Source organism: Pandoraea apista, from assembly GCF_001465595.2.
GTDB lineage: Bacteria > Pseudomonadota > Gammaproteobacteria > Burkholderiales > Burkholderiaceae > Pandoraea > Pandoraea apista.
Map to the genome: position 1 here is coordinate 3,558,732 of NZ_CP013481.2, position 13,302 is coordinate 3,572,033.

The following is a 13,302-nucleotide window of genomic DNA, read 5'->3' on the forward strand; positions in this document are numbered from 1 at the left end:
GGGAAGCTCCTTGCGTGATGCAGTGTTATGTGATGTTATGACCCGGCATTACGAAAAAAAGGCAAACCATTGCGTGGTTTTCGTAGAGTCATTTTCGACACACTCACCGTCAAATCACATTTTTTTACCCGACCATACGCAAATGTTATGGGAGGGTTCAGACGAGGCTTCGATGAAGATTCGGCAGTTGGAGGCATTTCGCGCGCTGATCCTGCGCCAGACGGTCACTCGCGCGGCCGACATGCTTCACATCTCGCAGCCGGCGGTCACGCGCCTGATCAACGATCTGGAAGCCGACGTAGGGTTTTCCTTATTCGACCGGATCAATGGCCGGTTGAACCCGACACCCGAAGCGATGGTGCTGTTCGAGGAGGTGGAGCGCTCGTTCGCCGGGATTGACCGCATTGCGCAGACCGCAGAGCAGATCAAGTCGCTGCGGCGCGGCTCGCTGCACATCGCAGGCGCGCCCGCCCTCGCACTGGAATTCCTGCCCACCACCCTGACCGGTTTCATGCGCGAGCATCCGGGCATCAGCACCACGCTGCTGATTCACGCGTCGAGCATTGTGGTGGACATGGTGGTCGGGCGCCGGTGCGACGTGGGCTTCATCGCGCACCCGCTCACGCATGCCGGCGTGAATGTCGAGACACTGCATCGAGCCCCCATGCGATGCATTCTTCCGCTCGGCCATCGGCTCGCGGACCGCGATGTGATCCATCCCGAGGATTTGCGCGACGAGTCGTTCGTGTCGTACCCCAAGGAATTCGACGGGCGGATGTATATCGATCGCATCTTCGCCGAACGGCAGATCGACCGGGTGATGAGCGCCGAGTCGCAATTGTCCGCAGCGATTTGCGTGCTCGTCCAGCACGGTGCCGGCGTGGCGATCATCGACCAGATCACGGCCCGGTATGCGGCAGGACGCGTCATCGTCAAACCGTTCGAGCCGACTGTGCTGTCGGGCTTCTCGCTCGTGACCTCGACGCAGCACCCGCCCTCGCAACTCGCGAAAGCCTTCGTCGACTATACCAAGCAGCGCATGATCGAGCAGTTCGGCAATTGAACCAGCGCCGGCCACCTTGCACGAGGGCCTTGCCTGACGCACGGCGCGATTGATAAGCTCTCGGCCGGCCAACGAGCGGACGCCCGGGTGCGTCCGCTCGTCTCCCGGCACACGACAAGAGAGACAGAGACAACAACATGCTGCAACGCAGGACCTTTCGAGCGGCTCGTATCGCCGCTGCGCTGATCACGCTCGCCCTTTGCGCCACGAGCGCGGGTGCCGAGACCCTCCATCCCATCAAAGTCTCCAGACAGGCGCTCGCCGGTCCGGTATTCGACCGCGCCGATGCCGTCCACGAGAACGAGGACGGTAACGATACGATCGACGTCAACACGTTCACCTCGGCCGACAAGGCTTTTCAGACCGGCGTGTTTCAATCCGGTCCCGTGCGGGAGGACATCCGCGCAGTGCCCGGCTATCCGTACACCGAACTGCTGGTGTTCCTGAGCGGCGGCGCAAAGTTCACATCGAGCGACGGCAACGTGGTCGAAGCCGGCCCGGGCGAAGCCATTACATTGCCGAAGGGCTGGACCGGCGTGTTCGAGTCGAACGGCTATACGAAACTCTACGCCGTCTACGATCCGGACGCGCCTGCGCACATCGGGCAGTAAGGCGGAATTCGGGGGAACAGACACATACCCGCCGCATAACCGCAAAATCGGCAAATCGCCTCTCGATACATTGGTGTCCAAGGAGCGCAAATGAAACCCGAGACCCGCCGTCGATATGCCCAACGCATGGCGCCCGTGCTGGAATGGCTGGCCAGTCATCCCGACAGCACGCCGGATCTTTACCACCTTGCTGAGTTGGCATGCCTGTCGCCGTATCACTTTCACCGCATCTACCGGGCATTGCTCGGCGAAACGGTGAATGCCACGGTGCAGCGCATTCGCATGCATCGTGCGGCGGTGGCGTTGGCGGAATCCGGGGATTCAATGCGTGTTGTGGCGTCGCGAGCCGGCTATGCGTCGGATGCGGCCTTCAACCGGGCTTTCGGCGCGTTCTTCGGCATACCGCCGGGACGCTACCGCGAGGCTCGCTCCTGCCCCATCGATCCACAGGAGCTCACCATGTATCCGATTACCGTCGAGTCGTTCCCCGCCACCACCCTCGCCGTGCTCAGGCACAGCGGCAACTATCAGGAAATCGGCCCCGTGTTCGTGCGCGCGTTCATGCTCGCCGCAGCCCACGGATTGGCCCACCCCGACGCCACCGGCTTCGGGGTCTATTTCGATGACCCGGAACAAGTCCCCATTGAGCAACTGCGCTCGCTGGCGGGCGTTTCGGTGCCTGCCGACGCGGACCTCGGCCAGGATCTGGAACGTTTCGAGATCCCGGCCGGACGTTGCGCAATATTGACCTACACCGGGCCGTATAACGAAATGAGCCAGCCGTATCAGTGGCTCTTTTCGGAATGGCTGCCGAACAGCGGGCTTGAGCCCGCCGACTTCCCGATGTTCGAGCAGTACCTCAACGATCCGCGCTCGACTCCTGCGGCGCAATTGCAGACCCGGATCTGTCTGCCCGTGAAGTAAGTGCGAGCAAGGTCTGCGCCTGCGGGCGCAAGTCTGGCGCCCCCGGATGGAAGCCGAACGGAATCGCCGTCCCCACCCCCGGCAACATCTTGCGGGCGCTTCGCGAATACGCGGGATCGTAGTGTCGCGTGATGAGCGCGTGCGACAGCTCGCGCTGCCGTCCGGCGTCGAGCAATGCCAGCCATTCGTCGATGACCGCACGGCCGTGCAGCGGCAACAGACGAAGCAGTTGTGCACGGAAGTGTTCCGGCGATCTCAGCAAGTGACCGTACTCCTGCATCAACAGGTCGATGCGTTCGTCGAGCGAAACCCCCACTTCGACGCGCACCGTCGAGCTGCGTAGCGATGTCATCAGCGACTCGGGAAGCGTAATGAGCCCGATCCTGCGACTCTCCGCCTCGACGAACACTGGCCGCATCGGATCGAACCCGCGCAACACGCCGACCAGCGCGGTATCGAACGATTTCTGCGATGGCTGGGGAGCGTCGGGCATCGCGCCGAGCAAAGAGCCGCGATGCATGGCGAGCGCTTCGAGATCGAGTGTCTGCGCCCCCACCTGCGCCAGCGCGTGCAGCAGCCGTGTCTTGCCGCTGCCCGTGTGCCCCGTCAGCACAATGTATTGCAGGGTCGGCGGCAGTGCGTCGAGCGAAGCCACCACATCGCGCCGATACGCCTTGTAACCGCCTTCCAGTTGTCGCGCCCGCCAGCCGATCATGTTCATCATGACGTTCATCGACGCGGAGCGCGAACCGCCCCGCCAGCAATAAATGAGCGGACGCCAATGACGCGGCCGGTCGGCAAACGTCGTGTCGAGATGCAAAGCAATGTTGCGCGCAATCATGGCCGCGCCCACGCGAGACGCCTCGAACGGGGAGACCTGCTTGTACATCGTGCCGACGATGACCCGCTCTTCGTTGCTGAGTACCGGCACATTAATCGCGCCGGGAATGTGGTCGTCGGCGAATTCGAGGGGGGTGCGAACGTCGATGATTTCATCGAAGTCGCCAACGTTTTCCAGCGAGACACGCAGAAAATTCATCGTGCCCCCGCCGCCAATTGCCCGCAGCGCGTGCCGTACGGCGTGCGCGACGTGGCTTGCCCCAAGGGAGCATCGACCAGACCGGCACGCACCTTTGCGGCGCGGTCGATGATACGCGTGGCGGCTTCGGCATCGCCCGCACCGCCTAGCGCCAGCGCGTAGTCGTCGAGCACCTCGACATACGCGTACGGCGCCTTGCGCGCCGCCTCTACGTGATCGAGGGAACCGATTGCCCGGCCGAAGTACTTGGCCGATTGCGCAAACTGACGTTGTACCAGCGACAGCCGCGCCAGTTCGATCAGCGCGGGATACCGGTAGCGCGCCGTCAGAATGTCGAGATCGTAAGCGAGGCTAAGCTCTCGTTCGGCCTCTGTGTAGTAACAGGTCACACCCAGCGCGCGGCCGTAGTCGTAGTGAATGGCCGCGCGTTGCGATGCCGGCCAGCCCGACTGGTCTGCCTCAAGGACCGCCTGCCCGAAGGCACGGCGCGCACCATCCCAGTCGCCGCGGACTTCTGCCGCGCCACCGAGCGCCGCATAGTCGGGACCGGACGCCCTGCGCTCGGGCGCACTACTGCAACCGGCCACACTCAACAAGCCGCCGAACGCGCATATCACGGCCAGCCACGTCAAAGATCGAATCATCAGGAAAAGGAAACCGCCGCAAAGTCATCTGTCGCGGGACACCTCCGTCTCGCGCTCGCCCGACAGAATACCGCGTCGGACCTGAACGCCCCAATGTTGGCGTCCCGTCAGGAAGTGGCCCCACCCTAGCGCCGCGCCCGTGTGGCGCATCAACTGGAACGAAAACGGTTCCAGCACTGCGGCGACAAAGGCCAGTCCGAGGCTCGTGCCCGTGCGGTGTCCGGTCCAGCGCCGATAGGCCTGCACCGACCAGAGATGGAAGCCGAGATCGATGACGATCTTGCCCAGAATAATGCCCGATACCGGCAGCACTACACCGTAATGCCCCTCGCAGACGAACGTGACTAGCAGCACGAAAGCGGTGAGCCCGTAGATCGGCTGAAGCGTGTCGAACGCCTTCACCGGCAGCATCCAGCGTCCCAGATTGCCGTAGCGGCCATTGCCGACCATATCGCGGTACCAGTATTGCGTCTGGAGAAAGCCCGCGAACCAGCGCCGGCGTTGACGCAGAAAACTCGTGAGCGTGCCCGGTGCATCGGTGATCGCCTGCGCGCCGCCGATCACTCGAACCTCCCAGGCCAGTCCGTGCTTGACCGAATACCGGCGCAGGCGATGAATCAGTTCGTAGTCTTCGACCAGACACGCCGGATCGAATCCGCCCACGGCCAGCACGGCCTCACGGCGGAAGCAGGCGAATGCCCCCGAAATCAGCAGCAGGCCGTCGGCACGCATCCACGCAAAGCGCGAGATGAAGTTGCGGATGTACTCGTAAGTCTGGAAGAACTGGAGTACACGCGCGCTCACCGTGGTGCCGCACACCGGTGTCAGAACGCCGGTCGCAGCCACCAGCCGGGGACGGCGCGCGAACGCGTCGTGCATCGCAGCGCACGCCTCTACGTCGAGCAGCGTGTCGGCATCGACCGTCATCACAATGTCGGTATCCATGCCCACGAGCGCCGAATTGAGCGCGCGCGCCTTGCCGCCATGCGGCACCCGCAACCAACGCAGATTCGGGTACCGGGTGCTCGGCGCGCTGAGTCGTCCCATGCCGGGGTCCGTGAGGCCGTACTCGCCGGTGAGCAGTGCCACCGTGTTATCCGTCGAACCGTCATCGGCAATGACGATGGCCTCGGGCACCTTGCGCCCCGCCATGAGTGCCCGCAACGTGACCGGCAGCGCCGCCGCCTCGTTATGCGCCGCGATCACGACGCCGAGCGTCAGCCGAACGTCGGCCGCATCGAGGTGGGCAAGGGCCGCCGTATCCTCGGGATCGGGCCGCATCAAACGCCACGCCTGCCAGAACACAAACATGAGCAGCACCGTGTCGTACACGACATAGGCCACGCCGGTGCCCCAGGCGAACACTCCCTTGAGAAAGAACGCCTGCGCGAACAACAGGCACCACAGCGCTGCCACACCAGTATGCACAAGCCAGCTTGCCAACGGTGTCGGCGGCAAGGTGAAGCGCGGCGAGTGGGCCTCGCGCGCGGCTTCGAGCCGCGACGTCGTCATCGTCATGTCGTGACTCACGGCAGCATCCGGCCGAGCACCGGGTGACGGTCGATCCACTGATGCTTGAGCGCACCGCCAATGTGCAACGCCAGCAGCACGTACAGGCTGTAGGCACAGTACGTGTGGACGTTACCCAGCACACCGTGCCAGTAATCCTTGCTCGCGTCGTTCATGGCCATCAGGAAACCCATGCGCGGAAACGGCACGCTGCCGAACAGCACCAGCGGGTGGGTCGATGCCGCCACCCACGCCGAGTCATGGGCCCAGCCCGAGAGCGGCAAGGCAAAGATCACGACGTACAGCAGCCAGTGCACCAGATGCGCCGCAGTGCGCTCCCACGATGCAAAAACTTGCGAGAGTGCCGGAGGACGATGGGTTGCGCGCCAAAGAATGCGCAAGATCGCGAGACCGAGCACGGTGATGCCGATCGACTTGTGCAGATCGATCCAGAAGCGCACGTCGATCTTCTCGAGCGTGGCGTCCGAGAGCAGCGCGATGGTCTGGCCGATAGCGACGTTGCCAAGCATCAACAACGCCACGGCCCAATGCAGCAACATCGCCACACGGGTGTACCTGGCGTCTTCAAACAGCGCGACACCGGACTGGCGTGCCGATGCAGAAGAAACTGAGGGGGGCAGAGAATTCACGTCGAACATCCTGAGAACACAGTGGAGATGATTGCATAACGCGGGTTGAACCGCGCTTATTCCCGCGTTGCCGCAAAAAAGGTTTTACGACCGGTTACAGCGTACGCGCTGTCACAAGTTCCTGCGCGGCAGGGAAAAACGTCTAAAAGTCGGCATTGCGTCTCGCGAGCGCCTGACGTGCCTTGCGAGCCCGGCACAAAACCGCGATGATCGGCTTTCCGCGCGCAGACTGTGAGGATCTGCGCCCCTGTTCAGGAGACAAGCCATGCCACGCAGCACTGCCGAAAAACGCGCCGCCTTTCGAGAACTTCACCTTGCCGGTTGCTTCGTGATCCCGAATCCATGGGATGCAGGCAGCGCACGGTATCTCGAGCACGCCGGCTTCAAAGCCATCGCCTCGACCAGTTCGGGCTTCGCCTGGTCGACGGGCCGCCCCGACAACGGGGTGACGCGCGACACCGTGCTCGCACATTTGCGAACCCTCGTCGACGCCACCGATCTGCCGGTGAATGCAGACTTCGAAAGCGGCTTCGGCAAGACGCCGGACGACGTGGCGCAAAGCGTCAAGATGGCGGTGGCGACGGGCGTTGCGGGATTGTCGATCGAAGACTCGACGGGCAATGTCAACGCGCCGCTCTTCGCGCTCGATGAGGCGGTGGCACGCATGAAAGCCGCCCGCCGCGCGATCGACGACACCGGTGGCGACACGCTTCTCGTTGGCCGAGCCGAGAATTTCTTTGCCGGCGTACCCGATCTCGACGACACCATTGCGCGGTTGCAAGCCTATGCCGAAGCGGGTGCCGATTGCCTGTATGCGCCGGGCATTCAGTCGGCCGAGCAAATCCGTGCGGTAGTCACGGCCGTCGCCCCCAAACCGGTCAACGTGCTGATCGGGGCGACGTCGCCGTTCACGTTGCAGGATCTGGCCGATCTGGGGGTGCGCCGTGTCAGTGTCGGCGGCGCGCTCGCCCGAGCGGCATGGGGCGGGTTCATCCACGCGGCGACGGCACTCGCCGAGGGCCGCTTCGACGGCTTCGACGGCGCCGCCAGCGGCGCAACGCTTAACGGGCTGTTCCGGCCGGGCGAGTAACCGACTCATGCGGAGAACGGAGAGACGCTGCGCATCACGGCAACCGGCACGGCAGGTGCATGACCGGTGACTTTTCGTCGATAGACGGGCCGCGCCCCGGCCGGGACAATTGGCTGTCAGCCGATGCACCGCAATGTCTTCCGAATGCGGCATGCACGGCGCCTACCCGTCAATGGAGCGTCCCCATGAACATGCCGCAAGCGGCATTCGCCATTCCTACGCCCCTCGGAGCAGCGCTGCCCAAGCCGCGCGTTTTCGATAACGTCGAGGACGAACGCGCCGATCGAAAACTGCGTCTTGCCGTGGCCTTCCGGATCTTCGCGCGCTTCGGTCTCGCGGAGGGCATCGCCGGTCACATTACGGTGCGCGACCCCGAGTTTCACGACCGCTTCTGGGTCAATCGGTACGCACAACACTTTTCGTCGATTCATCCGGACGATCTGATTCTCGTCGACGAGGCGGGCGGGCTGCATCACGGCGAAGGTCCGGTCAATGCCGCCGCCATGGCGATTCACGCCGGCATTCATGCCACCCTGCCCCACGTCACCGCGGCAGCGCACACGCACACGACACACGGCCGCGCCTTCTCCGCGCGCACCCGAGCGCTGGCGCCGATCAATCAGGAAGCCTGCCTCTTTTACGACGACCACGTCCTGTTTCGCGGCGACGTGCTGGTGCTCGGTGCCGACGAAGGGCGTCGAATCGCCCAGACCATGGGACACAAGCGTGCCGCCGTGTTGCTCAACCACGGGTTGCTGACAGTGGGCTCATCGGTCGATGCGGCCGCCTATCGCTTTCTCGCAATGGAGCGATGCGCGCAAGTGCAGTTGCTCGCCGAAGCCGCCGGGCCGCTTGAAGTGCTGTCCGACAGCGAAGCCCGCGAGGTGCATCGTCTGCTCGGCTCGGACTACGTGGCCTGGCTGGGCTATCAGGGCCTCTATGAGCAGGTGCTGCGCGAGAGTTCCGATCTGCCGGCTCTGACTGCCCGGTAAGCATCGACAGCGCGGTGCAACCACGCATCGAACTGACGCAACGGCGCCCAGTCGCGGCGCTGCGCCGGATACGAAAAGTAGATGGTTTGCGGATTGGCAAGCGTGTGCGGGTGCGCCTGCACCAGCGCGCCGCTGGCCAGCTCACGCTCGATCAGCACGCGCGGCAGCAAGGCAACGCCAAGCCCTGCCACCGCCGCGTTGATCGCCATGATGAACATGTCGTAACGTTGCGCGCTTCGCGTGGGTTTGATGTCCGCGCCGATCACAGACGCATCGGCTCCCCCAACCGACGCGAGCCAGTCGACCCACACGCGCGGCAGGTCGCGCGGGCAGATCCACGAAAGCGCAGCAATCTGTTCCAGCGAGAGCGACGTCTGCCCTTCCAGCAAACGCGGCGCCGCGACGAGCAGGAGTGAATCGTCGGTGATGAGCGCCGAGCCGGGCATACCGGGCCATAACCGCGTGCTGAAGTAGATCGTGGCGTCGAACGCGGAATCGTCGAAGAACACCGGTTGATCGCGCCCGAGAATGTGAAGGCGAACGTCGCGCGTGCTCGCATAAAAGTCGTCGAGCCGGGGAATCAGCCATTGCGCCGCGAAGGTCACGCCGACAGCAATTTCCAACGATGTCTCGCGCCCCTGTTGCACAACGTCCAGCGTGTCGCGCCGGATCTGGTCGAGGTGCACACGAATGCGCTTAGCGTATTCCGCGCCGGCCGGCGTCAACACGAGCCGTTGCTTTACGCGCTCGAACAACGCCACGCCGAGATGCCTCTCGAGTTCGCCAACGCGTTTGCACACAGCGCCATGCGTGAGCGCAAGTTCCTGTGCGGCCTGTACGAAATTCTGATGACGTGCGCTGGCCTCGAAGGCCTGCAACGCCGAGAGGCTGGGAACGCCCAGACGCATGGTGTCTCCTGCGGGAATACGATCTAGCCCGTCAGTCTATGCGAAGCGCTCCGGAGAAACAAAACGGCCCGCCATGCCGAAGCATCGACGGGCCGCAAAGCGTTGGATTGCCGCGCCGGACTTACTCGACGTGCGCCACGCCCCCCGGGAGGACAGCGCCCCCCGCCACTTCCTTCGGCAATGCCCACGACATCCAGTGCGTACGCAGCGCAACGACCAGCACGAACGCCAGCGCCGCCAAGGCACCGAACGTGGCGAAGCCCATCTGATAGCTTCCCGTCGACTCCTTGGCGATGCCCATGATGACCGGCAGATAGAAGCCGCCGATGCCGCCTGCGGCACCGATGATGCCCGACATCAGCCCCGTCTTGCCTTGCCAGCGTTGCGGCACGAGCTGGAACGTCGCACCGTTGCCAAGGCCAAAGCATACGTAGACCAGCACGAGCAACGTGATACCGGCACCTTGCGGCGGCATCCATGCGGCGAAGACCAGGTCGATGGCCGAAATCGCCGCGAGCAGCAGCACCAGCGCCCGCACGCCGGAGATCTTGTCGGCAACCAGACCGCCGATGGGACGCACCAGCGCACCAAGAAATGCGAGCAGCGACATGAACAGCCCCGCTTCGATACGCTGCATGCCATACAGAGAGATAAGCAGTGTCGTTACGTACGACGACATGCCGACGAATCCGCCGAACGTGATGCTGTAGACCAGCATGATCACCCACGTATCGCGCTCGGCCAGCACGCCACGATAGTGGCGCGGCAGCACGGCAATCGCGAGCAATGCACCCAGCACCGGCAGTAACAGCACACCGGCCTTGCCTTCCCCGAACGCGCCCGCATGCACGCACAGCACAAGCGCAACGAGACCGAACACAGTAATGAAGAAGCTCGTGAACGCGCGCGATGCACTGCCCGATTTCACGCCCTGATCCTTGGCCCAGAACACCAGCGCCAGCGCGGCGAGCCCGAGTAGCGGCAATGCGGCGCCTGCGGCGTGCGCCCAGCCGTAGCGTTCGGCGAGTCCGGGGAACATGAAGCCGTCGAGCACCGCGCCCACGTTGCCTGCCGCCGCGAGACCGAGCACGAGTCCCTGCACCTTCGGCGGATAGTTGCTGCCTGCCATCGGCAGCGCCACGGCAAAGCTCGCCCCGCCAACGCCGAGGAATACCCCAAGCACCAGCAACAGCGTGTACGACGGTGTGCCCGGCATGAGCAGCAAGACCACCGACGGAATGGCCGAGAGTGTAAGCCCCATCAGCGCGATCTTGCGGCCGTCGAAGGCCTGATACAGATTGCCCAGCGTGACCCGCAGAATCGCCGCCCCCAGCACCGGCACGGCCACGAGAAAACCGGTCTGTGCGGGCGTCATCGCAATGTCTTTACCGATGAACGGGGCCAGCGGGCCAAGCATCACCCAAACGGTGAAACCTGTGTCGAAGTAAAGAAAACATGCAACCAGCGCGCGCCAGTTCCCACTTTTCAACGATTGCGTGAGCGTGCTCATGGATACCCTCGTGTTCGTGTGCCGAAAAAAAAGCGCCCCGAAGCCTTACGCCTGTAAACAGGCCTATGACTTCGGGACGCCGTTGCCCCGAAATCCCCGCTCGCGCGGGGACATACATGCGGTGCAGAAAATTCGCTTGTCTTCACTCGGCCGCCATTGGCCTTATGCAATGCTTAGCAAGCGGCGTGCCATGTGCCGCCCAGGGCGGCGTACCAACGCCCCGCCAAGCCCCGCAACGCAAGGCCCTGCGCAAGATCGGCCTGTCTTCCTGAACGGGCTCCGGTCAATGCGCGGCCGTGCGCGAGCCCTGCCGCCGATGACACGGCAACGGGCACAATGCCGCATCGCGATGCGGCAGCGCACCATATCTGTGCCCACCGAATGTTGGCCGGCAGCCCCCCTCATTCCAGGGAGGCGCGCTACAGTTCAACCGGCATCGGTCGTTATTCCCCATCAGGTTGGCCACGTGTACGGCGGCCAGCGACAACCACATCCCTGGAACTCTCGCGTGTACCGCACCCTTCTCTTTCTGGTGGTCGCCGTGCTCGGCTTCTCGCCACTGGGCCACCTCGACGCCGCCCCGTCTCCTTCGGCAACACCCCAAGGCCTGCCGGACCTCGAAGAGGCCTCCCGGCAGGTCGACAACGCCTCGTTCGCCAAATATCGCCAGATTGCTGCGGACTACGCTGCCGCCGTGCGCACGCGTCCCGACGATGCGGCACTGGCGATGGCGCGCTGCCGGTTCATACAGAACTTCTCCTGGTCTGACGAGTTGCGATGGGCCGAGCAGGCACAAAAGGATCTGGAAGCGTGCCGGCAGGATCTCGGAGCCCGTTTTGCCGACGAGCCGGAGGTCGCGCTATACCTGTTGCAAAGCGTGTATGGCAAGGCGGCGATCGCACAGGGCACCCCCCTTTTGCCCAAGGCGGCGCGTTGGCCGGCGAAGGATCGGGCAAGTTTGCACGCCGCGCTGTCCAACGCGTATCAGTCAACACAGGACACGCGCAATGCCGGCTTGCAGGCGGTAGAAGCCGCCAGGCTGGCGCCCGACACGCCCGTGCTGATGAGCGCCGTTCGCTATCTCGCCACGTCCGGTCAGAAGGACGAGGCCAAGCGTCTGCTGATGAACGCGCCGGTGCCGAAAACACCATGGGTCGCGAATGCATACATCAATACTGCACACGACCTGTTGCCGGGAACGACGGCGCGCGATGTTTTGCTTCGCATGGAGAAGGCGGGGCTGAAGGTCGACCCGCACGTGAGCGCACGCGCCCTGCTTCAGGCCGGCGACGCCACCGGCGCACAGCGCGCGCTGGCCAGCGCCCCCAGTCGGGGCGCCAACGAGACGCCTCAAAATCGTGCCTTGCGTCTGCAAGTCGGCCTTGCCGCCGGCGATACCAAGGCGACCGAAGCTGCCCTGCAAGCGTCGCTCGACCATGAAAAAGGCAATCTCTGGCCACTGTCGCAATCGTACGGTGTGCTGCTCACGATCGAACCCAGCGCGGTGTTTCGACCGGCCTTCATCCCCCTGCTGCTCACCCTCGCGGCCAGCGTGCTCCTGGTAATCCTGTTGCCGGGCGTACTGATGTTCCCCGCGCACTATGTCGGCACCGTGCGTGCGCGCAAGGGCCGCACGACCCTTCCCCTGTTTGACGGCATCGGTCTGCGCCACGCGTGGTATGCCCTTGCCGTGCTCTGCGCAGTTACGGGGATCGTGCCTACGCTGATAGCCGGACAGTCCACCCTGCGGTTCGGCAACAACATGGCGCTCCTGGAACCCAGGCTCGCCATTGCGCATGTCGTGACCCTCTGCGTCATTGTGCTCGCGCTCTGTGTCTCGATATGGCGCTTCGGCCGGGGTCAGTGGCTCGGGATCGGCAAGTGGAAGGTGACATGGTTCATCTGGCCCGTGATCCTTGTCTCGCTCATTGCCCTCATTGGCTGGGCGGCGTCGCGTCATGTGTCGACGGGTGCGCAAGTGCCTCAATGGGCCGAGGTGATCGCGCGGGGCGCAGCGCAGTTGGGCGGGATCGGACTCGCCCTGTTGCTGCTCGCGGTCGCGGTGCCGATCGTCGAGGAGTTCGTCTTCCGAGGCTGTCTGCTCGGCGGCCTGACGCGTCACATGAGCTTTTTCGCGTCGAACCTGTGGCAAGCCGTGATCTTTGCCACCGCTCACGTCGACGCCCGGCGTTTTGTGTTCTATGTATTGATCGGACTCACGGCCGGCTGGCTGGCGAAGAAAACACGCGGACTGGCCGCACCCATCCTCCTTCATGCGGCGGTCAATACGATTTTTGTGGTTCTGGTGCTATCGCACTGATCGAGCAAGTGACGGCGTTAGTGGATAATCGAACCGCCTGCC

The 13,302-nt window shown here is 63.8% G+C and carries 12 protein-coding genes; 6 read left to right on the forward strand and 6 right to left on the reverse strand.

Translation table 11 applies throughout. From position 1 onward, the window contains the following. Nucleotides 1–172: 172 nt before the first annotated feature. The 3 genes from AT395_RS16225 to AT395_RS16235 all read left to right on the forward strand — a co-directional run bounded on the left by AT395_RS16225 (nt 173) and on the right by AT395_RS16235 (nt 2,598). The gene (locus AT395_RS16225) at nt 173–1,063 is read left to right on the forward strand and encodes a LysR substrate-binding domain-containing protein (protein ID WP_224787552.1); all 891 of its coding nucleotides are present in this window, start codon (nt 173–175) and stop codon (nt 1,061–1,063) included. 137 nt (nt 1,064–1,200) lie between these two features. After that, on the forward strand, nt 1,201–1,674 hold the full coding sequence (locus tag AT395_RS16230) for a cupin domain-containing protein (RefSeq protein ID WP_048629767.1): 474 nt from the start codon (nt 1,201–1,203) through the stop codon (nt 1,672–1,674). Nucleotides 1,675–1,764: 90 nt separating this feature from the next. Further along, nucleotides 1,765–2,598, forward strand: coding sequence for an AraC family transcriptional regulator (locus tag AT395_RS16235; protein WP_048629768.1), 834 nt, complete (start codon nt 1,765–1,767; stop codon nt 2,596–2,598). Here AT395_RS16235 and mnmH read toward each other — a convergent pair. From mnmH to AT395_RS16255, 4 genes are read right to left on the reverse strand one after another with little or no spacing between them, the layout of a single operon-like run. Beyond that, a complete protein-coding gene (gene mnmH / locus AT395_RS16240; protein ID WP_048629769.1) occupies nt 2,534–3,637 on the reverse strand; it encodes a tRNA 2-selenouridine(34) synthase MnmH in 1,104 nt (367 codons plus the stop codon). The genes AT395_RS16235 and mnmH overlap by 65 nt on opposite strands. After that, nucleotides 3,634–4,281, reverse strand: coding sequence for a tetratricopeptide repeat protein (locus tag AT395_RS16245; protein ID WP_048629770.1), 648 nt, complete (start codon nt 4,279–4,281; stop codon nt 3,634–3,636). Before AT395_RS16245 ends, mnmH begins: the two co-directional genes overlap by 4 nt. 24 nt (nt 4,282–4,305) lie before the next feature. Beyond that, nucleotides 4,306–5,793, reverse strand: coding sequence for a glycosyltransferase family 2 protein (locus AT395_RS16250; RefSeq protein ID WP_082117954.1), 1,488 nt, complete (start codon nt 5,791–5,793; stop codon nt 4,306–4,308). A gap of 14 nt (nt 5,794–5,807) precedes the next feature. Next, complete coding sequence (locus AT395_RS16255) at nt 5,808–6,350, reverse strand: cytochrome b (RefSeq protein WP_231586235.1); 543 nt, start codon at nt 6,348–6,350, stop codon at nt 5,808–5,810. A gap of 355 nt (nt 6,351–6,705) precedes the next feature. Here AT395_RS16255 and AT395_RS16260 point away from each other — a divergent pair, with 355 nt between their 5' ends. Then, nucleotides 6,706–7,530: an isocitrate lyase/PEP mutase family protein gene (locus AT395_RS16260; RefSeq protein WP_042116641.1), complete on the forward strand. Its 825-nt coding sequence runs from the start codon at nt 6,706–6,708 to the stop codon at nt 7,528–7,530. Between the two features lie 185 nt (nt 7,531–7,715). Continuing rightward, a complete protein-coding gene (locus tag AT395_RS16265; RefSeq protein ID WP_082164874.1) occupies nt 7,716–8,522 on the forward strand; it encodes a class II aldolase/adducin family protein in 807 nt (268 codons plus the stop codon). Here the strand turns inward: AT395_RS16265 and AT395_RS16270 are convergent. Next, the gene (locus tag AT395_RS16270) at nt 8,468–9,430 is read right to left on the reverse strand and encodes a LysR substrate-binding domain-containing protein (protein ID WP_048629771.1); all 963 of its coding nucleotides are present in this window, start codon (nt 9,428–9,430) and stop codon (nt 8,468–8,470) included. The genes AT395_RS16265 and AT395_RS16270 overlap by 55 nt on opposite strands. 121 nt (nt 9,431–9,551) lie before the next feature. Beyond that, entirely contained in the window at nt 9,552–10,940 is a 1,389-nt protein-coding gene (locus AT395_RS16275) for an MFS transporter (protein ID WP_042116645.1), read from the reverse strand. Nucleotides 10,941–11,448: 508 nt separating this feature from the next. Here AT395_RS16275 and AT395_RS16280 point away from each other — a divergent pair. Next, entirely contained in the window at nt 11,449–13,260 is a 1,812-nt protein-coding gene (locus AT395_RS16280) for a CPBP family intramembrane glutamic endopeptidase (RefSeq protein WP_048629772.1), read from the forward strand. Nucleotides 13,261–13,302 lie beyond the last annotated feature (42 nt).

Bases quoted from the DNA above. Each gene is read 5' to 3' on its own strand.
- AT395_RS16225 (WP_224787552.1), top strand. From the start codon at position 173: ATGAAGATTCGGCAGTTGGAGGCATTTCGCGCGCTGATCCTGCGCCAG.
- AT395_RS16230 (WP_048629767.1), top strand. From the start codon at position 1,201: ATGCTGCAACGCAGGACCTTTCGAGCGGCTCGTATCGCCGCTGCGCTG.
- AT395_RS16235 (WP_048629768.1), top strand. From the start codon at position 1,765: ATGAAACCCGAGACCCGCCGTCGATATGCCCAACGCATGGCGCCCGTG.
- mnmH (WP_048629769.1), bottom strand. From the start codon at position 3,637: ATGAATTTTCTGCGTGTCTCGCTGGAAAACGTTGGCGACTTCGATGAA.
- AT395_RS16245 (WP_048629770.1), bottom strand. From the start codon at position 4,281: ATGATTCGATCTTTGACGTGGCTGGCCGTGATATGCGCGTTCGGCGGC.
- AT395_RS16250 (WP_082117954.1), bottom strand. From the start codon at position 5,793: ATGACGACGTCGCGGCTCGAAGCCGCGCGCGAGGCCCACTCGCCGCGC.
- AT395_RS16255 (WP_231586235.1), bottom strand. From the start codon at position 6,350: ATGTTGCTGCATTGGGCCGTGGCGTTGTTGATGCTTGGCAACGTCGCT.
- AT395_RS16260 (WP_042116641.1), top strand. From the start codon at position 6,706: ATGCCACGCAGCACTGCCGAAAAACGCGCCGCCTTTCGAGAACTTCAC.
- AT395_RS16265 (WP_082164874.1), top strand. From the start codon at position 7,716: ATGAACATGCCGCAAGCGGCATTCGCCATTCCTACGCCCCTCGGAGCA.
- AT395_RS16270 (WP_048629771.1), bottom strand. From the start codon at position 9,430: ATGCGTCTGGGCGTTCCCAGCCTCTCGGCGTTGCAGGCCTTCGAGGCC.
- AT395_RS16275 (WP_042116645.1), bottom strand. From the start codon at position 10,940: ATGAGCACGCTCACGCAATCGTTGAAAAGTGGGAACTGGCGCGCGCTG.